This window comes from Pseudomonas sp. GXM4 (assembly GCF_008923895.1).
Classification (GTDB): domain Bacteria; phylum Pseudomonadota; class Gammaproteobacteria; order Pseudomonadales; family Pseudomonadaceae; genus Aquipseudomonas; species Aquipseudomonas atacamensis.
Genome location: NZ_WBRZ01000027.1, coordinates 1 through 25922, shown reverse-complemented (window position 1 = coordinate 25922; position 25922 = coordinate 1). Strand labels below are relative to the sequence as shown.

Sequence of the window (25922 nt, the reverse complement as noted above, 5' to 3'; positions counted from 1 at the left end):
CTGGCAGAATTATACGCACCTCAGCTCCGGTTTCTCTCGCCTCATGTCCGCCATCACTACAGACCTGCCCGCCCTCGCCCAATCGATCAAGGATTGGGGCCGCGAGCTGGGCTTCCAGCAAGTCGGCATCAGCGGTCTGGACCTGGCCGAGCACGAGCAGCATCTGCAACGCTGGCTCGACGCCGGCTATCACGGCGAAATGGACTACATGGGCGCCCATGGCAGCAAACGCTCGCACCCGGAAGAACTGGTGCCGGGCACGTTGCGCGTGGTTTCCCTGCGCATGGACTACTTGCCGGGCGATACCGAAATGGCCAAACGCCTGGCTGAACCGGAAAAGGCTTACGTGTCGCGTTATGCCTTGGGCCGCGATTACCACAAATTGATCCGTAAACGTGTTCAACAATTGGCCGACAGGATCCAGGCAGAGATCGGCCCGTTCGGTTTTCGTGCCTTTGTCGACAGTGCGCCAGTGCTGGAAAAAGCCATCGCCGAACAGGCTGGACTGGGCTGGATCGGTAAAAATACCTTGGTGTTGAACCGCAAGGCCGGGAGTTATTTTTTCTTGAGCGAACTGTTCGTCGACCTGCCGCTACCGGTGGACGAACCGCACAGCAGCGAACATTGCGGGCGTTGCACCGCGTGCCTGGATATCTGCCCGACCAACGCCTTCGTCGGCCCCTATGTGCTGGACGCGCGGCGCTGCATTTCCTATCTGACCATCGAGCTGAAAACCGCGATTCCCGAAGAGTTGCGGCCGTTGATTGGCAATCGCGTGTTTGGCTGCGACGATTGCCAGATCGTCTGCCCGTGGAACCGTTTTGCCCGGCCGACTGGGGAAAACGATTTCAAGCCACGGCACAATCTGGATAACGCACAGTTGGCCGAGTTGTTTTTGTGGGATGAAGAGAAGTTTCTAAGCAGCACCGAAGGTTCGCCATTGCGGCGTGCCGGGTACGAGCGCTGGTTACGCAATCTGGCGGTGGGACTGGGTAATGCGCCTTCAACGATTCCGGTGCTGGAAGCATTGAAGGCGCGACGGGATTATCCGTCAGAGTTGGTCAGGGAACATGTCGAGTGGGCACTGGAACGGCACGCCCGCCGCGAGCTTGCGAAACCGGCGAGCGCGATGTTCAAGTCGTAGCCGGACCTTGAGTGTTCCTGCTTTCGCTTTGTATCGTTTCGCTGCGTGTTCCAGGCTTACCCTTTCTTTTTTTCCTTTAAATGACCACCCAGCTGGTTGATGACCGCGATCCTCTCCTTAGCGTTTTCGGTCATATATATTCGGTCTCCTTGCGACAGATAGAGATGCATCGACTTAGATGCTGAGCCGGATGGACCATACATTGGCGTGTATTCGGCATGAATCAGCGCTGCAGAAGACGTTGGGGAGTTACCCGCCTCAATGTGCTGCATGAAGGTTTCGGCCTTTTCAAGCAAGCCCGTAAGCCCCCTTTTCTCAAGAACGTTATTTTTGGGGTCGACCCTGACGAGTGACCATGGTTTTTCGGCCTCTTCCTGAACGGCCGCGCTGGCCTTCGCCTTAGCCTTGGCCGCCGCCTTGTTTCCCTTGCCCTTGATCATACCTCGGGCCATCTCTCGACCCGCTGCTTTGGAGCCTTTACTACTCAGGCCTTGCTTGAAGGCGCCAGCCAGTTTCCTGCCAGCATTGATGCCCGCTTTGGCACCAGCTGCCAGCCCTGCCCCCACCGAAGCCAGCCCGAGACCAAAACTGATCCAGCCCAATATCTCGCCCGCTTGAGAACCCGGTGCGAGTTCATTGACCACCTCGCTGGCAATACCCGCCAGGCCTGAAGCAACCGCCAGCCCCAGTGCCGTCACTGCCCATGGCGTCGCCGCACCCATCGTCACCACGCTGGCAACAATCCCGAGAATACTGAGGCCGATGCCCAGGATCGATTGCCAGGAGACATGCCCGGTAGGGTCAACCCGATTGACCGGGTCGCCCAGGCAATAACTGTAGGCATTCAATCCGCCCGCACCGAACGGACTCATGCTATCGGGGCAAAGAAAACGCATCAGTGTCGGGCTATAGGCCCGGTAACCGTTGCCCAGCAGATACAGCCCGGTAACCGGATCCAGCTGTTCGCCGTTGAACCCCGCCAGGCTGAACAATCCGCCGTCGGCAGGACGGTGCCCATAAGGACTGTAGGCGCAATCGGTGAGGTGCTCCTTACCCAGTGTTGCCAGCACGCTTTGCAGCTGATCGGTGCCAAACAGCTGCGCGCTGCCGTTCAGACCGAGTTGCCGCTGTCCCACAAGCGCGCCACCGTGACGCACGACACTGGATGAATTTTCACCACTGACCTCATTGGCGACCCGGCCTGCGTGGTAGTAACGCTGCACAGTCGCGTTATCGGGTTGCGACAGTTCAACCAGATCGTCGAAACCGTCGTAATGGTAGCCACGGAACACTGATCCCCCCGCGTCGGACAATTGCTCAAGACGTCCGAACGCGTCATAGGCCAGCGTTCGCGCCTGGTCGTCCTTGATCATCCTGCCGTTGGCGTCGTATTCCAGCGTCGCTGCTGGTGGATAGTCGGCATGGGAATGTTTGACTGCGCTGAGCTGTACCGGATCGGGATTGTCATAACTGAATGTGGTCAGATTCACGCCCAGCGGGAACTTCGTCTGCACGGTAAGAATGTTGTCCAGCGCATCGAAGGTGAACGTCTGCTGGATAATTTCCTTGCCATACGGGTCACGGGGCTTTTGGGTGCCAGCACAGTCGTACTGGATCAAGCGCCCGCGCACGTCGTAGGTGAACTGTTCATCACGTAAGAGTTGAGTGCCACGTCTGGACACTTTCTGCGCCAGTTTGCCAGCCAGCGTGTAAACCGATTCGAGGGTCTGGTCAGGCTGACCCTGAATCTCGAATGTACGCCTGGTTTCACGACCGATATCGTCATAGGCGAACCGGGTGATCATCTGACGCTTGATCGAGGTGTCTTCGGTTTTCGTCCACTCCAGCATCCCCGTCCGGGCGTTGTAGTGGAACTCGGTTGTCAGCAAGCCTTGCGAGACGGATAGAAGGCGGCCGAACTCATCGTATTCGGATCTGTTGTCGGTACCGAGCACATCAACGTGGCTGATCGGTCGCCCCTGCAGGGACCAGGTACTGGACGTTGCTTTCGTGACAGCGCCGAAGGTCGTCGTTTCGGATTTCAGGCGCCCGGAAGGGTGATAGGCAAAGCTGCGGCTCCTGCCGCTTTCGGTACAGGTCAAGGGTTTGCCACTGACGGGGTCATAGGTCATGGTTGTGACCAGGTCCTCTGCCTTGCGCTCAGTCAGCAAACCGCCCAGTTCCCGCAAATAAGTGAATTCGGTTTTTTTGCCATCAGCACTCTTGTACCACTGTGGCTGAGTGAAGCCCGCTTCATAGCCAGCCTCGGACTTTCGCCCGCCCACAGTACTCTGGATCAACCGCCCCAAACCGTCATACGTTTGCTGGCCCAGCACTTTGTCACCGACCTTGATGTCGATCGCCAGCCCTTCATCACTATGCTCGGCGTACTCGGTCACGACCTTACTGCCGTCGGGCAGTACATTGCGGGTCATTCGGTCAAAAACGTCGTACTCATATCGGCTGGTGTTGCCGACAGGGTCTGTCTGGCTGGCTGTGCGCCCATAACCGTCATAGGTGTAAACGGTTTTGCCCAGACTCTTGTTCTTCAGATTGAAGCTCTCGACACTCAGCGGTTTACCGAAATCATTGACGAGGGTGATCGTCTTGCCCATGCCCTGGAGCCAATTGGTTTGCTGGCGAAGCACCGGATCCGCTTCGCTGTGTTCGATACGCCCATCATCGTGCAGCGTCTTGCTGACCTGGCCCCAGGAATCGAATTCGTAGCGGGTACTGACCGGACAAGGCTTGCCATCACGCCAATCAGTCAGCGTCACTTTCACCTTGTGACCGACCGAATCATGCAGGGCAGAATAAAGCGTGCGTGTCTGAATGAGACCGTCCTTGTCGGGATGGTCGCAGTCCTTTTCCTGAACGGTGATCACCCGCTCCAGTCCGTCATAGGCGACTTTTTGCTCGCCGCCAGCCGGATCCGTGGTCACCATTGTCGCCGGCTGCTGTTTGCTGGCGGCCAGATAGGCCCACCGGGTAGCGGCCGCATAGGGGGTGCCGGCAGCAACCGTTTTGCCCACGGCCCGGCCGATTGCATCGTATTCATATTCGATGTGCTCGCCATCGACACCGACTTCAGAGACCTGTAATCCGGTCAGCGTCGACAGCACCTTCTCACTGGTCTGCAGCACGCCGTCGAATCCGCGCGTGATGGACCTGACTCGCAGCCTGTCACCCTCAAGCTCATAGGAAAATTCGATAGCGGTTTTTTTATCATTCAGGGTGACACTTTGCTCTTTTGTGGCTCCATGCTTGAGTGGATCCTGGGGCGTATTCAGATAGCTGCGTGCGGTTTTCGAACGCAACACCTCTACACCCTCCACCACTTCGAAAAAACGCTCCTCGATCGGTAACACAGAGGCCAGTTCGGCACCCTCCAGCGCCGGATGCAAAGCGTAGTCGTAGTAGGTGACTGTCGAAGCACCTTCCGATGCGGCAGCAATCACCGTCCTCTTTTTCGGGAACCTGGAAAAGCCCAGCGGATCCTCCGGGCAGTTATCCCCGCCACTGGCCGGATAGTATTCCGTCGTAGTCGTCACCCCCGTGGGCTCCACCTGCTTGAGCAAGTTACCTTCGCCATCGAACTCAGTGATCGTGGTTTCCACACGCTGCTGTTGGGTGCGCCGATCGAGGTACGTCACCGTATGGACTTTAGGCATGCGGAACTGGGCCACCTGCTCACTGAACGGCTTGGTAACGGAACAGTGATACTCCGTGGCAGTGGCGATCTGCGCGTCGCCACAGCTCGTAACCTCAGCCACCAACAGATGGAATTTGTTGTAGGTGCGTTTAATGCGGGTATGTACTTTGCCGCTGACCAGCAAGTGCTCGTCCGAGGTGTAGACGTAGTTGCTGGGCGCCAGATAGAGCGGATCCAGGTCACTATCCTTGGCTGGAAGGAGGCCCTGCCCAAGGAAGTTATGGTCGGAGTACGTGTATGTCTTGCACACTCTGGGCTGGCCGCGCCCTGGGTAGACATCGTGAGCGATAACAAACGGCAGTGTCTGTTCCACACCGCTGATGAAGCGGTGGCCGTGCCGCTTGTAGCGAACGATTTCGACCCCGCGCAGCGGGTTGACGATGCGATGAACATAGCTGGCCCCAGCGATGACTTCATACTCGAGTTCCCAACCTTTACCCACCGGAAGCTCGATGGCCGTTACCCGACTGTTTTTCAGAATCAGCCTGAAGTTGGAGCTCGAAGTAATGTCGGGATATCGCGACAACGTCACCTGACCTGCCGTACGAGAAATTTTCAAAAGGCAGCGCGTGGCATCACGGACTTCGGCCAAACGGGGAGACTGGTTGAACAACTCATGTTTCAGCGTAATGCTCACGCCATTCGCCGCGATTATTTTTTCCGCGACAGCGACCTGAGTACCGGCCAACACTTTGAGCAGTTCCCGCCGACCATCCTTGTATCGAACTTCATAGCGCCCTGCTCCAGTGACTGACACCTTCGCCGTTTGCAGTTTCATTTCCTTGAACTTCAGGCCGCCAGACGTCTCGACAGCCTTGTAGCGTTCACCGTTGGACAAGGTCATGACTTTGCTGCGCAAGTCATAATTGGTCAGGGTCAAAGACCAGCCAACGCCGAAACCACTATCGGCCTGATTGAGCGGATTGAAACTCACTGAAAGTGCAAGCTCCGGACCATTGAGATCTGCCGAGTGCAACTTGCCAAGCGAAAATGCACACGTATACATGCCCGTACGGGGATCAACGCCTCCCGAAACAAACTCACCGAAGTTGAAAGCGTTCGAATGAACAGAGGGAGAGAAATTACTTTCCATTATTAAATCGTCCTTTTATTTCCAGACTCAGATTTTGGCAGTCAACACTGGCCAGCGAAGTACGCTGACCAGACAAGAAGTCAGACAAGTCGCTTCATTGACCGCCTGGATTGATCCAGAATAAAAGTGAGCTGCTTTTTATCACCATCGACACTTAGCCGGTGCTCCGAACCGAATTCATCAATCACGGCAAATTCGAAGGCGCTATCACTTTCCCGCGCCGCTTGCGGGTCAGCGGAAACATACTGAACGAGCGTCAACTGTCCAGGCACTTTGTTGATAGGTACGGTGACGTAGCCATGGGGACTGCGAAATGTTGCCTGCAGGCCATATATAGGCGCCATATATCCATAAAAAGTTTTGCGACTACCTTGTTCACCGGGAATATTCCCGGACACGTAAACCTGCACCGCATCTTCGGAATCATAAGGATCAAGTTTCACTTCACTGCTGTACCAGTCAAGAAGGTGAACCTGCCTGCCATCCGCTCGCAGGCCAATATGATAGTGCTGAACCCACTCATACAGGCCCCGATTCTGCTTCTTGTCATACTTGCTCAACGAAAAGTCACTCAGCGAGTACTCTTTCGGCGGAATCGCCTCCAGCGTGACACTGCTGTCGAAACCAACCCCATTACTTCGCAATACCGCGCCGTTCAAGGAAATCTCGGCAGCCACTTCCATGATTCCAGGTCGGGAAGCCGAAACCCAGAATTGTAAAATCTGTACCGGATCTGCGGCGCTGCTGATCCGGTTGTCAATGACCCGCGGGACTTCTGTCAGTCGCGTTGCGCCGCCCGACATTTCGTGAGCGTAACGATTTTCCTGAATCGATACATTCCATTCTCCCTCCAATGGGCGAGCACCGTTATAGGCAATCAGCCGCAGTGACTGCAATGCGGGATGTCCGTGCAGCGATACGCCGTCGCCATTGTTATCGATCCCGTGTAGCAGCACCAACACACGCACCTGCATGCGACCGTTGGCATAAAGCACTTTGTGCTGACCATGATTCGTGGTGTCGAGTTTTACCTCGATACGGGATATACCTACTTCCTCGTAAAACATTTGATAACACCTCAGCTGATTAATATATTTCACCCCTTAAGGGCTCAGCAGAGTATTAACATCGAACCTGAATATAAGAAGTCGCGACATTTGACATTTTGTGAAGAAGTAATCTTTCAACATCATCATGAATAATTCACACAGATGCTAACAACTTCAAAAAATGCGATCTGAATGTTACGCACTTCAACACTAAACCTTCGACCCCTTTGATTCTGCCCAAGATGGCCTGTTACCCCTTCCGAATTCAATCAAACCGAATCAGAAGGGGAGTTAGCGAGTAGTTTATGTTTGCCAAATCATGTTAGCAGCGTGATCGACCCGTTACTTTCGACAACACTCAGTCGCTATCTGAACCTGTTGAAAATCCGCTCTCCGACGAATCACTTTCGGAATCAACGTCTGAAACTGCTTCGACCGTTTGGATTTCTACCTTTCGGTCCATACTGGAATTCTCAAGATATTGATTAATCCGCCGCATCGACTCGTTACTCAGCGGATTATTCAATAAGCCAATGTATAGGTCTTGCGTATCCGGAATATCGAACAGATCGTCTCCTACGTGCGAAATATTATTACCCTGTAACGCCATGACACGAAGGTCTCCAAGCCTGTCTATACCGGAGGGCAGGCTGGAAAGATTTGCGTTATATAGCATCAACTCGGTCAAACCTGTCATGAAGCCTACATGCGGAGCAACAGTGAGAGGGTTGTTGGCAAGATTCAACAAAGTGAGCGTCTCGATCCTGGACAAACCTTCAGCCGTGGCTTCAGATAATTCAAGCGAGCAATCGTTCAGCACAAGCTGACGCAGCTGGCGCATTTGGAGTACTCCTGACGGGAAGTCCTCCATCTTTATACCAGTGACCATCAAATATTGAACCTTGGGAAAACTGTCAAAAAAAGCGCCGATGCGTGCGCCTGGTTTTTCCACAGTCAGTATCAACTCTGTTACATAGTCGAACCTGGCGGATAGTTTTGGTAACTCAGCGGAAAAATCGACATGATGGGAAAAATGATAGTCACCGTACCCCCACCTCGAAACCGACTTGCGTTGCCAGATATCTTGCAGCTTTGCGCTGAACCGCTCGCGAGCCTGGCGTTGTTCTGCGAATTGCGCTGGGTCCTGCGATGCATCCGCTTGAGTCGATAATTCTTCAGCACTCCAGATCGCCAACTCACTACGCAGTGTTGCCAATTCTGTCTCCAGGCGAGCCAAGACCCTGACTGGGTCCGACTTCAGACGCTCGGAAATGAATATGGCCAGTTCTTGTTCGGCAAGCTGCGGATAAAGATCACGGACACGCTCTTCAACGGATTTTGTCGACGTCGGGTCGACATCGCCGCCCCCTCGCAGCCCCGCTTGCACGTATTGGGCGCTGGCCGGAATCGCCGTCACCTGCACCGGTGCCAGTCCCAGCAATTCGCTCACATGTTGGCGCGACGGCAATGGCTGTGCACGTACCAGCTGCCGCAGAGCCGCACCACCGCCCTGCGCTACACCGAGCAACTGGCGCTGCCCGGGCAGTAAAAGGAGCCAGACGGCGGCAAATAGATCCGTCCGACCTTGGGGTGACGGGACGCCGCTGAGTTGGAGAACGTAGCCTTCATGCTGACGAATAAATGTGTGACGCACTGGCGATCGAGCATCGCCAATAGCACATAACAACTCACCCTCTGACGCTTGCCGACGAATCTCGATACGAATGTGTCGCGGCCAAAGATCAAGCTGCCCGATCATCTGCAAAGCCAGCAGATCACTGTCCAGACTGGCTACCGAATCCAGATAGATTCCTGCGCACGCCCTGGCGAGACGCACCTCGCGCAGCGCCACCAGCGTCTTTTCTGCCATGTGCCTCGGCATTCCCGGCTGCAGGCGCAAATGCATATGGTCGGCGGCACTGGCCTCTCGCCACAACGCCTGAGCGATTGTCTTGGGCAGGTCAGGAAAAATCCGCCGCATCTTCAATGTGCTGTCATCGCAATCGAGTTCGAACGCCCGCTCACTCTGCTCAAAAAGCAAGGCGCTGGATTGTTCGATAACGCGCTCGCTCAGATCATCTGCCCGTGGCGGCAACAAAGCCTGCAGTCGTGAATCGGCCTGCGCCCGCACGGCGGGGTCGGAATGTTGCACCTGGGTGATGAACAGCTGGATCTTTTGATCGAGGGCAAAACGCCTCGCTGTGTCCTGCAGCAATGCCAGCGAGGTGGGATGAATCCCGGACCTGTGCAGCATCGTTGTGCTTACGCCGCTCACTGCGAGCAAGCGTTTGATCATCAATGGAGAAAAATCTTCTATTGAATATTCCGCGCCGGTAAGCAGCTCTGCCGCGCGCTTGTGTTCGGAATAGACAGTTGCAAGCGAATTGGTCGACTCAGGGTCGTCCAGCGGGTGCCACAACCGGCCCTCGCTGTCAGGCCTCAACAGCGGACCGGAAGGATGCAGTTCTCTGGCATGCGTGGCGCGAAGCAGACCGCTCTCAGCGTCTCGGACCACTTGCACGATGTGGTTATCAGCCACGGCAACATACTGGCGATGCTTCAAGGTTTTGATACCCAGAGCAACGGACTCATCGAGACCCTCTTGCGAGGGTATCCAATAGCTTTCCAGGGAATCGTTCACGGAAAACCTTGGGAATTCGTCGAATGTGGAATACGTCGTGGTCGTGCTCACATTGACGCCAGGCGTTATCGCCAGCGGATCTGATGAAGATGGCGAATGCAGCGGTTCCTGATGATGTGCAACAGTCAAATGCGCCACTGTCGAAGACGAGGACAACGGTCGGTGGGAGACATCGATGCTGGAATCGGAGGGTTTGGTTGGGACAGATACAGGTTTGATCTTCGGCGGTTTGCCAGTCATGATCGCTCATCCTTGAGAGGGGGTGCGCTGGCCACACAGAGTGCAGGGCCAACGCGAGTCATCAGAAAAGCACTTTCGTGCATATGCCTGATCATCGACATGGCAGCTTATCTGCAGTCGAAACGCCAAACGCATATACATCTACTACATTCACCGACATTGCATCAGTGAACGAACTCAGCCTCGTTGAAGATATAAATTACGCTCGTGAAAATTCACGCGGATTGCCAATTTATGCTCGGTACCATATTCATCGATGGCGATGAAGTGGAGGACGCCGCCATATTTTTGTGGCCCGGTGCTTTTCGAGTATTCAGATAGAGCCTGAACGATGGTCAACTCCCCGTCGCTTTGAGTATTTACGTGATAATGCTTCGAGTTCCATGTTTGCGCATCACTGGTAAAAGTGTATGCAAACGGATCACCCCTGTCAGGCAAAGAGACGACGACACTGGATGTTTCGGGACGCACGAAAATGCATTCCATGTAATTTGTTTTTATTTCGTTAAGCCGGTTACCACCCGCAAAATCGTAATCCTTGCCCTCTTCTGCCCCCTCTGCAATCCAATCGACCAGCCGGATCTGCTTCCCACCCGGGTACAGTCCCAAATGGTACTTCCAGATACGGTTACCGGGCGACTCATTACCCATCCTGGTCTGGTACAACCGAAATACTCCGTCTACACCATATGTCGAAGGCGTTTCCGCTTCTACAGTCACGCTGCTGTAATGAACACTGGCAGGCGTGGTTCCGTTACTGAGGATTGTTTCCCCGTTCACGGACAGGCGCGCACCGATCTCAGTCGTTCCGGCGCTCGATGAGGAAACCCAGAACGTACGAACCTGTGGATGAACGCTGTCATTCTCAAGATCATCGTCGTGCCTGTCTTCGGCGTCAGGTGCAGGACGTGCCTCACGCGTAAACCGCCCTTGGACTGCGCTCGCGACCCAGCCATCGCGCAAGGTCTTGCCGGTCGCGTAATGAATAAGCTGGATGCTTTCCATTACATCTGCGGGTACATGCATTGCGTTGCCGTCGGCGTCTACTCCGGCAACGAGTACTTGAACTTTGACCTGCATTCGGCCATTAGCGACAAGTGCCCTGCTTTGAGTATTATTACCGGCATCAAACTTGACTTTTAAACTGGACAGCCCCGCCAGAGTAGGCGGATTGTCATTTTGATTATCTGTAACATCCATGCTTTCACTCACAATGCAGCTCCTTTGTAAGAATGTAATTTGCTACTGACATCGAAAATATGTCAGCGGAAAAACTACATACCCATCAAGCGAAGATCAAAGTGAAAAGTGTAAGAAATATGCGCGCGCCAGTCACAAACAACATATTTGCCATTAATCAACTTCAATGACAAGGACGCACGATCAATCATTGTTCGTCGTTATAAACGAACTTCGGCATTTCCCAATGAAAACGAATGGCCAGCAGACGCAACAGGAATCCGCCAAACAAAGTGATCAGAATGGCTTGTTCACCTGGCACATTGAGATAAAGACACAGCATGTAGCACCACGCCGCAGCAAATGAGACGCTGGCGTAAAGTTCGCGGCGAAAGATCAAGGGAATATCGTTGCAGAAGATATCGCGAAGAATACCGCCAAAGACGCCGGTGATGACTCCGCTGACGGAAGCCACCAACATGCCGTGACCCATTTCCAGCGCGGTCATGCAACCGATCAAGGTAAATGCCACCAGTCCAACTGCATCGAGCACCAGAAACAGCGAGCGCAGGTGGCGCATCCAGCGCGCAGCGAATACGGTGAACATCGCTGCCACCGAGGTCAGCACCAGATATTCCGGATGTTTGACCCAGGTCAGCGGGTAGTGCCCGAGCAGCACGTCGCGCACCGAACCGCCACCGAGCGCGGTGATGCAGGCGATCAGCACCACGCCGAACCAGTCCATGCCTCGTCGTCCGGCGGACAGCGCGCCAGTCATGGCTTCGGCGGTAATGGCGATCAGATAGAGCATCAGCAACATGGTGGCAGTCCAGGCAGGAAGGCGCGCAGTCTAGCCATTTCAGCGCCGCACCAGAAGAGGGCGCGCCTTTCGCGAGCAGGCTCGCGAAGGCGGAAAGCCGCTCCCTCAGAACTTGATGAAGTGCTTGCGGTAATGCTGCAACTCGGCGATCGATTCGCGAATGTCGTCCAGCGCCAGATGCGTGCTGCCCTTCTTGAAGCTGTCGCGCACGTCCGGAGCCCAGCGTGCGGCCAGTTCCTTGAGCGTCGAGACGTCGAGGTTGCGGTAGTGGAAGTAGCTTTCCAGCGCCTTCATGTGGGTATAAAGGAAGCGACGGTCCTGGCAGATGCTGTTGCCGCAGATCGGCGATTTGCCCTTCGGCACCCACTTTTCCAGGAAGGCGATGGTCTCAGCTTCTGCCTCAGCCATGCTGATGCGGCTTTCACGTACACGCTGGGTCAGGCCGGAATTACCGTGGGTGCGGGTGTTCCATTCGTCCATGCGCGCGAGCACTTCGTCGCTGTGATGGATGGCGATCACCGGGCCTTCGGCCAATGTATTCAGCTCACTGTCGGTGACGATGGTGGCCATTTCGATGATGACATCGTTGTCCGGGTCCAGACCGGTCATTTCCAGGTCGATCCAGATCAGGTTCTGCGGGTTTTGCATATTCGGGCTCCTAGGCAATGCTGCGCAGTTTAGCCTAGGCCGGTGGCCGGGCGTGCTAAACTCGCGGCCGTTTTACCTAATCGCTGCATTCTTCAGACGGAACACCCATGGCCAAACGCCAACTCAATCGTCGTCAAAACTGGCGCATCGAAAAGATTCAGGGCGAGCGCGCCGCACGCGCCGCCAAACGCGAGTCCTCGGCGGTCGAGGCCCTCGAGGGCGGCGACCTTGGCCCTGAGCAGCACGGCCTGGTGATCGCCCACTTCGGCGTGCAGGTCGAAGTCGAAGCTGTTGACGGCGAACTCGCCGGCCAAGTGTTCCGCTGCCACTTGCGCACCAACCTGCCGGCGCTGGTCACCGGCGACAAAGTCGTCTGGCGCGCCGGCAACCAAGGCATCGGCGTGATCGTCGCGCAACTGCCGCGCAGCACCGAACTGTGCCGCCCCGACAGCCGTGGCCAGCTCAAGCCGGTTGCTGCCAACGTCGACATGATCGTCATCGTGTTCGCGCCGCTGCCCGAGCCTCACGCCAACCTGATCGACCGCTATCTGGTCGCCGCTGAACATGCCGGCATCCGCCCGCTTTTGCTGCTGAACAAATTCGACCTGATCGACGAGCAGAACGCCCCGGCGCTGAACGCGTTGCTGGCGGTGTATCGCACGCTGGGTTATCCGGTGCTGGAAGTCTCGGCGCACCACGGCGATGGCATGGAGCAGCTGCAAAAGCAGCTCGACGGACGCATCAGCGTGTTCGTCGGCCAGTCCGGCGTCGGCAAGTCGTCGCTGGTCAACAGCCTGCTGCCGGAAGTCGAAACCCGCGTCGGGCCGTTGTCCGAGCTGTCCGGCCAGGGCACGCACACCACCACCACTGCGCGGCTGTTCCACTTCCCCGGTGGCGGTGAACTGATCGACTCCCCGGGCATCCGCGAATTCGGCCTGGGCCACGTCAGCCGCGCCGACGTCGAAGCCGGCTTCATCGAGTTCGACGATCTGCTCGGCACTTGCCGTTTCCGCGACTGCAAGCACGACCGCGAACCGGGTTGCGCTCTGCTCAAGGCGCTGGAAGATGGCCGCATCCAGCAGCAACGGATGAACAGCTATCGCTCGATCATCGCCAGCCTGCCCGAAAACGGCTATTAAACAGCCGCGCCGGCAGCCCTGCGCGATGGGCTGCCGGTTGTCGGACTGCATCTGACGCACGCCTCTCCCTCTTAAACTTCAGCCTTGTCTGTAGGCTTTTGCGCGCCTGCTTGCAGGACGTTTCTGTTTTGCCGCGCAGACCTTGTAGGCCTGAGCCAGCGGCCTACATTTCTTTCCTCCTTCGCTCACAGCGACCATCGAGGAAAGCCATGCAAACCTGTGTTTTATTCATCAGCCATTCGTCTCGCGACGCCCGCCCGTGCAATACCCACAGAATCGTCTGCGCGATCCGCCTGCACACGGCGGTATGACCATGCGCAAGGGATTGTTCATCGGCATCAACGATTACACGCATATCGACGGGCTGAGCGGTTGCTGCAACGACGCCATGGCCATGGCTTCGGTATTGAAAAGCAACGCCAACGGCGACCCCAACTTCAAAAATGTCGTACTAACGTCTGCCGAGGATTACCTGAGCCGGGAAAAACTCGAAGACCAGATCCGCGAGCTGTTTTCCGGTGACTGCAACGTCGCCCTGCTGTATTTCGCCGGTCATGGCGGTTTCGATGCCGACACTGACGAAGGCATGTTGATCGCGCAGGACTACCGCAACGCCAAGGACGGCATCCGCATCAGCGACATTCTCAACTGGGCGGACAAAGCCACGCGGATCAAAAACAAAATGATCATCCTCGACTGCTGCGAAAGCGGTTCAGCCGGAGAAGTGCGCGCCCTGCGCAGCGAGAGCAGCATGGTCAGCGAAGGCATGACCATCCTCACCGCCTGCAAAAAAGCCGAGCCGGCGCTGGAGGGCGCGCAGCACGGCGTGTTCACCGGCCTGCTCCTGCAAGCGCTGCATGGCGGCGCGGCGAATATCCTCGGCAAAATCACCCCCGGCAGTCTGTATTCCTTTGTCGACAACGCCCTCGGTGCCTGGGAACAGCGTCCAGTGTTCAAGACCAATGTGTCGCAGTTCATTTCCCTGCGCGAAGTCTCGCCGCTGATTCCCAAGGAGATCCTGCGCAAATTGCCCGACTGGTTTGTCGAAGCCGAATCGGTCTTGCCGCTCGACCCCAGCTATGAACCCACCGAAAAGGCGTTCGTGCCTGAGCACGGCGAGATCTTCGCCCAGTTGCAGAAGTGCAACCGCCACAGCCTGATCGAACCGGTCGACGCCGAGCACATGTACTACGCCGCCATTCACTCGACCGGCTGCCGCCTGACGGCACTCGGCGCCTATTACCGCGAACTCGCCCTCAAAGGACATTTCTGATGCCAGTCTTTATCAGCTATCGCCACATGGATCGCGCCCATGCGATCGCCATCAACACCCGCCTGACCCAGGCGAAGATCAGGACTTACCTCGACGTACTGGATCCGGAATCGCAGACCACCGACGACATCACCGGGGTCATTACCCGCAACATCACCGAGTGCACGCATCTGCTGGCGGTGGTATCGGAGAAGACTGCGCAGTCCTGGTGGGTGCCGTTCGAGATTGGCGAGGCGACGATCAGCAACCGGCGGATCTGTACGTTCAAGACCGGGCCGGCGCAATTGCCGATCTATCTGGACAAGTGGCCGAAGCTGAGTACGGCCAGCGATCTGGATTTCTTTATCGATGCGTATCGTGATGAGGTGTCGAACAAGCGGTCGATGGCGCTGGATTCGATCAGCGAATCGGTCAAAGGGGCTTACAAGCGCGATGCAGAGATGTTTCATGAACAGCTGAAGAACCGGATTCGTCGGGGATTCTGAGACTGTGCCGGCCTGTGATAGCCACAAAAAAGCCGACATCACTGTCGGCTTTTTTTCACTTACTGCTTCGGCGCAGGCGCAGGCGCCGCCCCACCCGGCTCAGCCGGTTTCGGCGCCGCATCGTCAAACAGATTCAACCGCTCGCGCAACTCGTGAGCCGGCACTGGCTGTTTGTCCGCCGGCAGCGCATTCGGATCAACCGGGGCTGCCGGAGCAGCACCGTTCTGACCTTGATCCGCCGGTTTCGCCGCCTCAGGCCCCTGCGCACCTTCGATGGCGGCCTGGGCTTTTTTGGTCAGCACGACAATATCGATGCGGCGGTTGACCGGGTTGAACGGATTTTCCCGATCAAACAACGCCGACGAGGCATAACCGACCACCCGCGCCACCTGTGCATCCGGATAGCTGCCCGCGACCAGGGCACGGCGAGCCGCGTTGGCGCGGTTGGCCGAGAGTTCCCAGTTGCCGTAATCGCCAGTGCCAATGTAGGGCTTGGCGTCGGTGTGGCCGCTGATGCTGATCTTGTTCGGCACCGCTTTGATGGTGTCGGCCATGGCCAGCAGGATGTCTTCAAAGTACGGTTTCAGGCGTGCGGAACCGGAATCGAACATCGGCCGGTTCTCGGCGTCCATGATCTGGATGCGCAAGCCGTTCGGGGTGATTTCGAAGAGGATCTGATCCTTGAACTTCTGCAGTTGCGGGTTCTCGTCGACCTTGTTCTGCAGTTCTTGCAGGAGCAGTTCGAGACGCTCCTTCTCGACCTGCTCGGCCATGCCTTCAACCTGATCGGTGTCGACCGTGACCTTGTCCGGTTGCGGCTGCGACTTCACTTCCGGGTTTAGGGTGTTTTCCGGCGCCAGGGTCGGTGTACCGCCGAGGTCGATGATGTACGGCGTGCCGCTTTCGGAGAAGCCGACCGGGTCCTTGAAATAACCGGCGATGGCGATCTTCTGTTCCGGCGTAGCGGTGGACAGCAGCCACAGCACCAGGAAGAACGCCATCATCGCCGTGGCAAAGTCGGCGAAGGCGATTTTCCACGCCCCGCCGTGGTGCCCGGCGGCAATGCGCTTGACGCGCTTGACGATGATCGGCTGATTATTTTCCATGACTTAGCGACCGCGAACCGCTTGTTCCAGCTCGGCGAAGCTTGGACGGTGCGCCGGGTACAGAACCTTGCGCCCGAACTCGACCGCCAGCGACGGCGGCATGCCGGACGCCGAAGCCACCAGCGAGGCCTTGATGGCTTCGTAGACGTTGAGCTCTTCCTTGGCATCGTGGGCCAGGGAATGCGCCAGCGGACCGAAGAAACCGTAGGCCGCGAGAATACCGAAGAAGGTACCGACCAGTGCCGCACCCACGTGCAGACCGATCGACGCCTGGTCACCTTCACCCAGCGAGGCCATGGTCACCACGATACCGAGTACCGCCGCGACGATACCGAAACCGGGCATGCCGTCGGCGATGCCGTTGACTGCGTGCGATGGGTGCTCGAGGTCTTCCTTGAGGCTGTACAGCTCCATGTCGAACAGGCCTTCCAGTTCGTGGGGAGCCATGTTGCCAGAGGACATGATGCGCAGGTAATCGCAGACGAACGCGGTCATGCGTTCATCCTTGAGCACCGCCGGGTACTTGGCGAAGATCGGGCTCGCGGCGGCATCTTCGATGTCGCCTTCGATCGCCATCATGCCTTCACGGCGGCTCTTGTTGAGGATTTCGTAGATCAGCCCGAGCACTTCCAGGTAGAAGGTGTGGGTGAAGCGCGAACCGAACATGCTCAGGGATTTCTTGAGCACGTGCATCGTCATGTAACCGGGGTTGGCCTGGAGAAATGCGCCGAGGGCCGCACCGCCGATGATCATCACCTCGAAGGGCTGGATCAGGGCGGCAATCTTGCCGTGGGAGAGCACGTATCCGCCGAGCACGCTCGCGAATACGACGATGATGCCGATAATTTTAGCCATAGGTAGAAGGTACTTGTTTAAGTCGGGTTCAAGGTCATATTCGGAAGTTAAAAAATCTCTTCTTCTACTTATCGGCAAAACTGCGCCAGACTATAGCCAGTTCAGGCGAAAAGCCAATTTAGCCCATGCCGGGCGCGTCTACAGTCAGTGAAGATCTCGTCCAGACATGGCTAATGAAACGAACATTCCATCGGTAAAACCGAGCACCCTCCAGGCTTGGGTCAAGCTGCTCGACAGCGTCCGCCTGCCCGTACCACAAGAGGCTCACGACAAAGTCTGCCGGGCGATCCGCGACAATCGCAGCTCGCTGCGCGACATCGCCGAGTTGATGCAGGACAGCCCGGCGCTGGCCTTGAGCATCATCCGTGAGGCGAATCGTCACACCCACGGCACCATGGTCGCGCCAGCGGAAAATCTCGAGGTGGCAATCAATCGCCTGGGCCTTGCGCGCACCGAAGAATTGCTCGCGCGCCTGCCCGCCGAACCGCACCGGCAGATCCCCAAGGCTTTGCGCCAATTGCAGTTGATCAGCCAACACGCGACACAGCAGGCCAACGGCTTTTTTGCCAGTCGCCTGGCGCGGCTGTGGCAGGACATCCACTGGGGCAGTCTGCTGTTTTTGTCGCCGCTGTGGCCGTTGGCGCTGACCTATCCGCAGTTGCTCGAAGAGTGGGAACTGCGGGTGATCCACAAGGGCGAGTCGGCGCGTGTGGTCGAAAAGCAATTGTTCGGCGTGCGCCTGTTGAAGATTGCCGAGGCACTGGTCCAGGCCTGGCATCTGCCGATCTGGGTCGAGCAAGGCTACAAATTGCTGCTCAGCGAACAACGCGAACTGGTCAAAGTGCTGCGCATCGCCCGCGACAGCGAGCACCCGCTGCGCCAGCAGAATCGCCTCGACGAAGACCCGACGCTACGCCGCTGGCTCAATCAACCCGCCAATACCGTGCTGCTGGCCAACGGCCTGGCGCTGTCGGCGCAACAGGCCTGGGACAGTCCGCACAGCAAGCGCTGGCAGTACCTGACCAGCCTGTATCTGCAGATTTCCATGGACGAAGTGCAGCAACAGTTGCACCAGCAAGCGGCGAACAGCGCGCGTCAGCATGCGATGCCTGATTTGTGGCACCCGGCGGTTTCGCTGATCTGGCCGTGGGGCACTCGTCGCTTGCCGGCCGGCATGCTCCCGGCAGCAGCGCCGAATGCGGATGATCTGGGCCAGTGGCGTCGGCAATGCGCCGAACTGCTCGCCGAACCCAGCCGCTTCACCAATGCCATGAGCCTGACCGTCGCCACCCGCGAGGCACTGGTGGCCAGCGGCATGCGCCGGGTCATGATTCTGATGGCCGACCGCACGCACTCGACCCTGCGCGTGCACCAGACCGCCGGTTTGCCGAAGGATGCGGCGGCGCTGAGTTTTGTCGTCAGCCAGAGCAAAGTCCTGCAACGCCTGCTCGCTCAGCAGGCGCAGGTGCGGATCACGCCGGAGAACAACGGGCAATTCTCTGCCTTATTGCCAGCGAGCCTGCGCACGCTGTTTCGCGGCGAGCACTTATTCTTGCGTTCGCTGGTGAATAACGGCCGGGTGATCATGATCGTCGTTGCCGATCAAGGTGGCGGGCCGTTCGCCGACATCACCGTACAAGCCTTCGGCAAAACCGCGCAGTGCATCGAAAAAGCCCTGCACAGCTTTAGCAGCCGCGGCCAATGAGCCTGCGCTACAATCCTCCCCTTTGTGCTCTGGAGACCTCACATGTCTGACTTCTCTGGCTTGCCGCTTGTCATCGAGCCGAGCGACCTGCTGCCGCGTCTGGAGTCCCCGGAACTGATTCTGGTGGACCTGACCAGCCCTGCCCGGTATGCCGAAGGTCACTTGCCCGGCGCACGTTTTGTCGACCCGAAACGCACCCAGCTCGGCCAGCCACCGGCGCCCGGGCTGATGCCGGCGAAGGCCGATCTGGAAGCGTTGTTTGGTGAGCTCGGCCATCGCAAAGACGCGGTATACGTGGTGTATGACGATGAGGGCGGCGGCTGGGCCGGGCGTTTCATCTGGCTGCTCGATGTCATTGGCCACGACAAGTACCACTATATAGACGGTGGTCTGCCGGCCTGGCTGGCGGACGGTATGCCGATGTCGATTCAGGTGCCGGCCGCCGTCGGTGGCCCAGTGTCGCTGACCCTGCACGACGAACCGACCGCCACCCGCGAATACCTGCAAAGCCGTCTCGGCGCCGCCGATCTGGCGATCTGGGATGCGCGTGGGCCGCTGGAGTATTCCGGCGAGAAAGTCCTCGCTGCCAAGGGTGGACACATCCCCGGCGCGGTCAATTTCGAATGGACCGCCGGCATGGACCAGGCCCGCCAGCTGCGTATCCGCAGCGACATGCCGCAGATCCTCGAAAACCTCGGGATCACCAAGGACAAGGAAATCATTACCCACTGCCAGACCCATCACCGGTCGGGCTTCACTTATCTGGTGGCCAAAGCCCTCGGTTATCCGCGGGTCAAGGGCTACGCCGGTTCCTGGGGCGAATGGGGCAACCACCCCGACACGCCAGTCGAGATTCAAGGTTTTTAAGGACAACTAATGAAAGAGCGTCTGTTTATCCTCAGTCAGTACCTGCTGCCGCATCACCTGTTGTCGCGCCTGGCCGGCTGCATCGCCGAATGCCGTGTGCGCTGGTTCAAGAATGCCTTCACCCAATGGTTCGCCAAGCGTTATCAAGTGGACATGTCGCAAGCACTGGTCGAAGACCTGACCGCTTACGAGCACTTCAACGCATTCTTCACGCGTGCGTTGAAAGACGGCGCGCGTCCACTGGACGAAACTCCGGGCGCGATCCTCAGCCCGGCCGACGGTGCGGTGAGTCAGCTCGGCCCGATCGAGCACGGTCGCGTGTTCCAGGCCAAGGGCCACAGTTTCAGCGTGCTCGAATTGCTCGGCGGTGATGCGGCCAACGCAGCGCCATTCATGGGCGGCGATTTCGCCACGATCTACCTGTCGCCGAAGGACTACCACCGCGTGCACATGCCGCTGGCCGGCACCCTGCGCGAAATGGTCTACATCCCGGGCCGCATTTTCTCGGTGAACCAGACTACTGCCGAAAACGTCCCGGAGCTGTTCGCCCGCAACGAGCGCGTGGCGTGCATTTTCGACACCGAACGCGGGCCGATGGCCGTGGTGCTGGTCGGGGCGATGATCGTCGCTTCGATTGAAACCGTGTGGGCCGGTCTGGTCACCCCACCGAAGCGCGAGCTGAAAACCTTCCGCTACGACGAAGCCGCACGCGCACCGATTCATCTGGAAAAAGGCGCGGAACTGGGGCGCTTCAAGCTCGGTTCAACGGCGATCGTGCTGTTTGGCCCGGATCAGGTGAAGTGGGCCGAAGAGCTGGTGGCCGGCTCGCCAGTGCAGATGGGCCAAGGTCTGGCGCTGCCAAAAGCGTGACCCTGTTCGCGGAAGCAGCCGAGGCTGCTTCCGCAAACCGCGGCATTTGCTGCTATGGTTTTGCTCATGAGCCAGACCAACTTATCTCCCAAGCTGCGCGCTCCGACTCCCACGCAAACGCGCCTGTCGTTCTGCGACGCCAGCCCGCGTGATCTCAAGCGCTGGATCGCCAGCCTGCCCAAAGCCAACATCGGCGAAACCGCCCGCCTGCTGTATCAAGGCCTCGGCGAACTGAACCTGTTGCTCACCCCCAGCGACAATCGCCTGCAATTGCTTGAGCTGCTGCGGCCCGAGGTGTATTTCGTCTGCCAGCATCTGGAGCGGCACTTTCTGCATCAGGCGATCATGCTCGACGAGCGCTCGCGCAAAGTCAGCAACCTGTGTCAGGCGCTGCAAGGTCAGCTGGCCATCGGCTATAAACAGATCGTTCTGCGCATCCTGCCCAAATACAGCAAAGACCGCGCGACGTTGGTCAGCACCGCCTTGCAACGCGCGGCGCATGCTCTCAAGGCGCAACTGGTGCGCGCCACTCAGTTGTACAGTTCTCCGCCGGAACATGTGTGGTTCGAATTGCACCAGCTGTATCGCAGCGCGGCGCAATTGCAGCTGCAACAACGGCGGCTGCGCGATGATCTGGCGTTTTTGACCAGCGAACTGAGCGTCGAACAGACCTACATCGCCGCACTGCTATTGGGCAGTGCCCGTTGCAACCAATTGCGTCAAAGCCAGATTGCCCGGCTGGCCGAGGTGATCGAGCCGTGGAGCGCCCTGCTCAAGCTGCATCCCGGCAGCGCCGACGACGGTTTGTTTGCGGTCAGTCCGGAACTCGATGTCGGCCCCCGATACCGCAAGATGTTTCGCAGCGAACAACAGAACGGGCTGCTGGGCTTCGATCCGCAACCGCTGGTCAAACAGCTCGAAACGCACCTGCTGCACCAGTCCACCTCGACCCCACTGCCCGTTTCCGCCGGCCTCAGCGTCGACACCCTGCAACATCTGCACGCTACTTGGGGCCAAGCGGCGGAACGCAGCTTTCAACGCATCGCCGGCCAAGGCTCATTAACCGTGTGCGTCGGCATGAGCGCCCTGCACTTTTACCTCGGCGGCGAGCGCACCTTCAGCGAATTGCTCAAACATCCCGGTGCCCGCGCGGCAAATTTCAGCAGCGTCGTGGCCAGCGGCGAAAAGGACAGCTGGAGTCAGGCGTTCGACGCTGCCCCGCAAAGTAACGATGAGCTGTTGCCGTACGAGGAAATCCAGTACGACCAGTTGACCGAGGACGACGGCCCCGGCACCGCGCCGAATTATCCGACTTACGCCTTGCCGGTGATCAACCATAGTCCTGGCGGTTATTGCCTGGCCTGGCCCAGCGAAGTACCGCCGGAGTTGCAGGCCGGGGAAATGCTCGGCATTCAGGACAGCGAGGGCAAAGGCTGGAGCATTGCGGTGATTCGCTGGATCCGCCAAGTGCGCGGCAGCGGCACGCAGATGGGCATTGAACTGGTCGCGCCACACGCGCAGCCGTGCGGTCTGCAACTGGTGCGTTCGAAGGACGATCACAGCCATTATCTGCGCGGTTTACTGCTGCCGGAAATCAGCGCAATCGATTTGCCGGCAACCGTGCTTGCGCCGCGCCTGCCGTTTCAGGAAGGCAACAAGGTGTTGATCAACACCCAGGGCGAGGAACACCGCGCCGGACTGGATCGGCGGGTGGCGAGTACGCACAGCTTCAACCAGTTCGCCTATCGCTCGCTGGATCCTGCGCAGAATGGCGGAGGTGAGGAGGATTTTGATTCGTTGTGGAATTCACTTTAGACCGAGGTGCGGCCTTCGCGAGCAAGCTCGCTCTCACATTCAAATGCATTTTAAATGTGGGAGCGAGCTTGCTCGCGAAGAGGCCAGATCAGCTTATCGAGATCTTAGAGCTGCCCGTCGCGATCGCGGAAACCCAGCAGATACAACACACCATCCAGCCCCAGCGTTGAGATCGCCTGCTTCGCCGACTGCTTGACCAGCGGTTTGGCGCGGAACGCCACGCCCAGCCCGGCAATCGCCAGCATCGGCAAGTCGTTGGCGCCGTCGCCGACGGCAATGGTCTGCTCCAGACGCAGACCTTCCTTGTGCGCCAGCTCCTTGAGCAGATCAGCCTTGCGCTGCGCATCGACAATCGGCTCGATCGCCACGCCGGTGCACTTGCCGTCGACCACTTCCAGCTCGTTGGCAAACACGTAGTCGATGCCCAGCCTGGCTTGCAGCTGCTTGGCGAAATAAGTGAAGCCGCCGGACAGGATGGCGGTTTTGTAGCCGAGGCGCTTGAGTTCGGCGAACAGGGTTTCGGCGCCTTCGGTCAGGCGCAGCGAGGCGCCGATCGAGTCGAGCACGCTGACGTCAAGGCCCTTGAGCAGCGCCAGACGCTCCTTGAAGCTGGCGCGGAAATCCAGTTCGCCGGCCATCGCGCGCTCGGTGATTTCCGAGACCCGGTCACCCACGCCGGCCGCCTTGGCCAGCTCATCGATGACTTCCGCTTCGATCAGCGTCGAGTCCATGTCGAACACGGCCAGACGTCGGTTGCGACGGAACAGCGAGTCTTCCTGAAAGGCGATATCGACGTTCAGTTCCTGGGCAACGCTGAGGAATTCGGCGCGCAGGGCCTGCGGATCGGCAGCTTCGCCGCGCACGGAAAATTCGATGCAGCCCTTGCCCTTGTCGGCCGGTGTGTCCAGCGGCATGCGCCCCGACAGACGGTCGATATGGTCGATGTTCAGGCCATATTTGGCGGTGATCGCGCTGACCGCCTGCAATTGGCCGGCGGTGACTTTGCGCGTCAGCAGGGTAACGATATGGCGCTTCTTGCCCTGATTGCCCACCCACTGCTGGTAATCCTCTTCGGATACCGGGGTGAAGCGCACTTGCTGATCCAGTTCGTAGCCCTTGAACAGGATGTCCTTGAGCACTGACTTGCCCTGTTCGGAATCGGGAATTTCAACCAGGATGCCGAACGACAGGGTGTCGTGGATCACCGCCTGACCGATGTCGAGAATGTTCACACCACCCTGTGCCAGAACACCGGTGATGGCCGCTGTCAGACCGGGACGGTCGACTCCCGTGATGTTAATCAGGACGATTTCGCGCAACGCGCACCCCCGCAACTGGAAAAAAACCGCATTCTACCCACTTTCAGTGACCATCGGGCACCGCGAGCGCTTTGCCGGTCTGGGGCCTGTCGCTATACTGCGCGTCAACTTCACGGACAAAGAGCCGAGCTCAAGTGAACCGGCCCACGCCAGTCAAAACCGATAACTTCTTCCTGCTGATCTTCCGTGCACTGCGCCATCGCCGTGTACCGATTGCATTGCGCATTGCCAGCCACAACGTGATCCTGGTCGCTCTGGCCCTGGTGATCTATGCCGGGGTGATGGGGCTGCAATTCAAGCAGGCCATGCACGAGCAGGCCGATGCGCTGGGCGAAAGCCTGACCACGCAGACTGCCACGTCGGCCACCGAGCTGCTGGTGTCCAACGACATCCTCAGCCTCAACGTGCTGCTCAACAACCTGACCAAGAACAAACTGGTCGCCCACGCGGCAATCTACAGCGTGGACAACCGCATCCTCGCCGAGTCCGGTCAGCGTCCCAAGCACAGCCTGCTGGGCGAAGCCGAGGGCATGTACGAAAGCAAGATCACTTTCCAGGACGTGACGGCCGGGCAACTGCGCATCAGCCTGGACATGGATCAGTTCCAGCAGCCAATGACCATCAGCCTGCAAAGCATGGGCATTCTGAGTGCGATTCTGCTGGCACTGTCGCTGGCTCTGAGCCTGCGCATGGGCCGTTATCTGTCGACGCCACTGCTGCAATTGCGCGTGTGGCTGCGCCGCATCGACGCGCATACACCGGGCATCGATCGCCAGGATGAAATCGGCGATCTGGCGCGCCAGCTGCACGCCAGCTACGCCCCGGAACCGGAGCCCGAGCCTGAACCCGAGCCGGAATTCGCCGAGGAAGAAGACGAGCCTGAATTCGAGGTGCGTAACCTGCGCGATCCAAGTTTCGACGAAAGCCGCCCGCTGGCCGCGAAGAAACCGGCGCCGCGTCACCTGGTCAGCACCGTCGAAGACGATGATGACGATGACGCCTTCGCCGACCTGCGCGACGAATCGCTCAACGGCGCCGCCCAACCGCTCACGCGCAAACCGAGCCCTGACGTTCCGCAGCACACCGCCGTACTGGCCGTGCAATTGGGATCGCAGGAACAACTGCGTCGCTTGCCTCGCGCACGCCTGGAAGAACTGCAGGATCGCTATCGCGACTGCCTCGAGCAGGCAGCGTCGCTGTATCAGGGCGAAATCGAAACCCTCAACGATGGCAGCACGCTGTTGCTGTTCCACACCGAAGATTGCGGCGACGATTACCTGACCAATGCCATCTGCTGCGGCGAACTGCTTCGTGCTCTGGGTCATCAGTTGCAGATCGAGGTCGCAGACAGCGGCATCACCCTGCAATTGCAGTTGGGCCTGACCCTGGGCGATGAGTTGTTCGGTCTGAGCCAGATTGATCTGCTGCTGACCGATTCGGCCCAGGATGCACTGGCCTTGTCGCAACACAGCCGCAATCTGCTACTGGTTGAACGCAAGATCAGCGATGACGCGTTGATCCGCCAGCGTGCGCGGATCCGGCCGATCGCCAGCCCTGAGGGCGCGTGCTGTGTGGAGCGGTTGATGGAGCCTTATCCGTCGATGCTGGAGCGGCAACTGGCGCGGATGCATGAGCGCCGGGCGTAAGGCCTAGGCCCGATACGCAAAAGCCCGCAGACGAGTGATTGTCTGCGGGCTTTTTTGTGCGCGGCGTTACTGGAATGTGTGCATCCCTGAAAAGCCCCTCACCCTAGCCCTCTCCCAGAGGGAGAGGGAACCGACCGAGGTGTCTGGCGCCATATATCGACCTGACAGATCTTGGCGATTATGGATTCACCTCCGCGCGTTCACGTCGGTGTAGCTATCGAATATCCCCCAATCGGTCCCCTCTCCCTCCGGGAGAGGGTTAGGGTGAGGGGCTTTTGATCTTCCACCCCACCTCCAGACACAACAAAGCCCGCAC

18 protein-coding genes are annotated in these 25922 nt (G+C 58.3%); 9 read left to right on the top strand and 9 right to left on the bottom strand.

All coding sequences use genetic code 11. The features are described from left to right. Positions 1–43 precede the first annotated feature (43 nt). Positions 44–1144, top strand: a complete 1101-nt coding sequence (queG, locus tag F8N49_RS06500; RefSeq protein WP_071174236.1) for a tRNA epoxyqueuosine(34) reductase QueG — start codon at positions 44–46, stop codon at positions 1142–1144. Between the two features lie 56 nt (positions 1145–1200). Here queG and F8N49_RS06495 read toward each other — a convergent pair whose 3' ends face one another. The 6 genes from F8N49_RS06495 to orn all read right to left on the bottom strand — a co-directional run bounded on the left by F8N49_RS06495 (position 1201) and on the right by orn (position 12526). Then, on the bottom strand, positions 1201–5949 hold the full coding sequence (locus F8N49_RS06495; RefSeq protein WP_151551024.1) for an RHS repeat-associated core domain-containing protein: 4749 nt from the start codon (positions 5947–5949) through the stop codon (positions 1201–1203). Positions 5950–6029: 80 nt separating this feature from the next. Beyond that, positions 6030–7016, bottom strand: coding sequence for a hypothetical protein (locus F8N49_RS06490; RefSeq protein WP_151551023.1), 987 nt, complete (start codon positions 7014–7016; stop codon positions 6030–6032). Positions 7017–7356: 340 nt separating this feature from the next. Further along, positions 7357–9879: a leucine-rich repeat domain-containing protein gene (locus F8N49_RS06485; RefSeq protein WP_151551022.1), complete on the bottom strand. Its 2523-nt coding sequence runs from the start codon at positions 9877–9879 to the stop codon at positions 7357–7359. 177 nt (positions 9880–10056) lie between these two features. Next, entirely contained in the window at positions 10057–11091 is a 1035-nt protein-coding gene (locus tag F8N49_RS06480) for a hypothetical protein (RefSeq protein ID WP_151551021.1), read from the bottom strand. 175 nt (positions 11092–11266) lie between these two features. Further along, the gene (locus F8N49_RS06475) at positions 11267–11878 is read right to left on the bottom strand and encodes a trimeric intracellular cation channel family protein (RefSeq protein ID WP_122707720.1); all 612 of its coding nucleotides are present in this window, start codon (positions 11876–11878) and stop codon (positions 11267–11269) included. A gap of 105 nt (positions 11879–11983) precedes the next feature. Further along, complete coding sequence (gene orn, locus F8N49_RS06470) at positions 11984–12526, bottom strand: oligoribonuclease (protein WP_110644898.1); 543 nt, start codon at positions 12524–12526, stop codon at positions 11984–11986. A gap of 107 nt (positions 12527–12633) precedes the next feature. Here orn and rsgA point away from each other — a divergent pair, with 107 nt between their 5' ends. From rsgA to F8N49_RS06455, 3 genes are all read left to right on the top strand, one after another. Beyond that, positions 12634–13665 (top strand): small ribosomal subunit biogenesis GTPase RsgA, encoded by a 1032-nt coding sequence (gene rsgA, locus F8N49_RS06465; RefSeq protein WP_151551020.1) that lies wholly within the window; start codon positions 12634–12636, stop codon positions 13663–13665. A gap of 313 nt (positions 13666–13978) precedes the next feature. Then, positions 13979–14938: a caspase family protein gene (locus F8N49_RS06460; protein ID WP_151551019.1), complete on the top strand. Its 960-nt coding sequence runs from the start codon at positions 13979–13981 to the stop codon at positions 14936–14938. Continuing rightward, entirely contained in the window at positions 14938–15423 is a 486-nt protein-coding gene (locus tag F8N49_RS06455; RefSeq protein ID WP_016771960.1) for a toll/interleukin-1 receptor domain-containing protein, read from the top strand. The genes F8N49_RS06460 and F8N49_RS06455 overlap by 1 nt, the downstream gene beginning before the upstream one ends. Positions 15424–15482: 59 nt before the next feature. Here the strand turns inward: F8N49_RS06455 and motB are convergent, their stop codons facing one another. Further along, positions 15483–16529 carry a flagellar motor protein MotB gene (gene motB, locus F8N49_RS06450; RefSeq protein WP_041480740.1) on the bottom strand — a complete coding sequence of 349 codons (1047 nt, stop codon included), beginning with the start codon at positions 16527–16529 and terminating at the stop codon, positions 15483–15485. 3 nt (positions 16530–16532) lie between these two features. Further along, complete coding sequence (motA, locus tag F8N49_RS06445) at positions 16533–17384, bottom strand: flagellar motor stator protein MotA (RefSeq protein ID WP_024011357.1); 852 nt, start codon at positions 17382–17384, stop codon at positions 16533–16535. 166 nt (positions 17385–17550) lie between these two features. Here motA and F8N49_RS06440 point away from each other — a divergent pair, with 166 nt between their 5' ends. The 4 genes from F8N49_RS06440 to F8N49_RS06425 all read left to right on the top strand — a co-directional run bounded on the left by F8N49_RS06440 (position 17551) and on the right by F8N49_RS06425 (position 22641). Then, the gene (locus F8N49_RS06440) at positions 17551–19089 is read left to right on the top strand and encodes an HDOD domain-containing protein (protein WP_151551018.1); all 1539 of its coding nucleotides are present in this window, start codon (positions 17551–17553) and stop codon (positions 19087–19089) included. A gap of 42 nt (positions 19090–19131) precedes the next feature. Beyond that, positions 19132–19956: a thiosulfate sulfurtransferase gene (rhdA, locus tag F8N49_RS06435; protein ID WP_151551017.1), complete on the top strand. Its 825-nt coding sequence runs from the start codon at positions 19132–19134 to the stop codon at positions 19954–19956. Between the two features lie 9 nt (positions 19957–19965). Beyond that, positions 19966–20826 carry an archaetidylserine decarboxylase gene (asd, locus tag F8N49_RS06430; RefSeq protein WP_024011354.1) on the top strand — a complete coding sequence of 287 codons (861 nt, stop codon included), beginning with the start codon at positions 19966–19968 and terminating at the stop codon, positions 20824–20826. Between the two features lie 66 nt (positions 20827–20892). Continuing rightward, on the top strand, positions 20893–22641 hold the full coding sequence (locus F8N49_RS06425; protein WP_151551016.1) for a molecular chaperone: 1749 nt from the start codon (positions 20893–20895) through the stop codon (positions 22639–22641). Between the two features lie 104 nt (positions 22642–22745). On the opposite strand, the gene serB is transcribed toward F8N49_RS06425, so the two are convergent. Further along, positions 22746–23960 (bottom strand): phosphoserine phosphatase SerB, encoded by a 1215-nt coding sequence (gene serB / locus F8N49_RS06415; protein ID WP_041477650.1) that lies wholly within the window; start codon positions 23958–23960, stop codon positions 22746–22748. 134 nt (positions 23961–24094) lie between these two features. On the opposite strand from serB, the gene F8N49_RS06410 reads away from it, so the two are divergent. Then, positions 24095–25606 (top strand): AhpA/YtjB family protein, encoded by a 1512-nt coding sequence (locus F8N49_RS06410; protein ID WP_024011351.1) that lies wholly within the window; start codon positions 24095–24097, stop codon positions 25604–25606. Positions 25607–25922: the final 316 nt, after the last annotated feature.

Excerpts from the sequence above, each read along its gene's own strand:
- queG (WP_071174236.1), top strand. The coding sequence starts at position 44 with ATGTCCGCCATCACTACAGACCTGCCCGCCCTCGCCCAATCGATCAAG.
- F8N49_RS06495 (WP_151551024.1), bottom strand. The coding sequence starts at position 5,949 with ATGGAAAGTAATTTCTCTCCCTCTGTTCATTCGAACGCTTTCAACTTC.
- F8N49_RS06490 (WP_151551023.1), bottom strand. The coding sequence starts at position 7,016 with ATGTTTTACGAGGAAGTAGGTATATCCCGTATCGAGGTAAAACTCGAC.
- F8N49_RS06485 (WP_151551022.1), bottom strand. The coding sequence starts at position 9,879 with ATGACTGGCAAACCGCCGAAGATCAAACCTGTATCTGTCCCAACCAAA.
- F8N49_RS06475 (WP_122707720.1), bottom strand. The coding sequence starts at position 11,878 with ATGTTGCTGATGCTCTATCTGATCGCCATTACCGCCGAAGCCATGACT.
- orn (WP_110644898.1), bottom strand. The coding sequence starts at position 12,526 with ATGCAAAACCCGCAGAACCTGATCTGGATCGACCTGGAAATGACCGGT.
- rsgA (WP_151551020.1), top strand. The coding sequence starts at position 12,634 with ATGGCCAAACGCCAACTCAATCGTCGTCAAAACTGGCGCATCGAAAAG.
- F8N49_RS06460 (WP_151551019.1), top strand. The coding sequence starts at position 13,979 with ATGCGCAAGGGATTGTTCATCGGCATCAACGATTACACGCATATCGAC.
- F8N49_RS06455 (WP_016771960.1), top strand. The coding sequence starts at position 14,938 with ATGCCAGTCTTTATCAGCTATCGCCACATGGATCGCGCCCATGCGATC.
- motB (WP_041480740.1), bottom strand. The coding sequence starts at position 16,529 with ATGGAAAATAATCAGCCGATCATCGTCAAGCGCGTCAAGCGCATTGCC.
- motA (WP_024011357.1), bottom strand. The coding sequence starts at position 17,384 with ATGGCTAAAATTATCGGCATCATCGTCGTATTCGCGAGCGTGCTCGGC.
- F8N49_RS06440 (WP_151551018.1), top strand. The coding sequence starts at position 17,551 with ATGGCTAATGAAACGAACATTCCATCGGTAAAACCGAGCACCCTCCAG.
- rhdA (WP_151551017.1), top strand. The coding sequence starts at position 19,132 with ATGTCTGACTTCTCTGGCTTGCCGCTTGTCATCGAGCCGAGCGACCTG.
- asd (WP_024011354.1), top strand. The coding sequence starts at position 19,966 with ATGAAAGAGCGTCTGTTTATCCTCAGTCAGTACCTGCTGCCGCATCAC.
- F8N49_RS06425 (WP_151551016.1), top strand. The coding sequence starts at position 20,893 with ATGAGCCAGACCAACTTATCTCCCAAGCTGCGCGCTCCGACTCCCACG.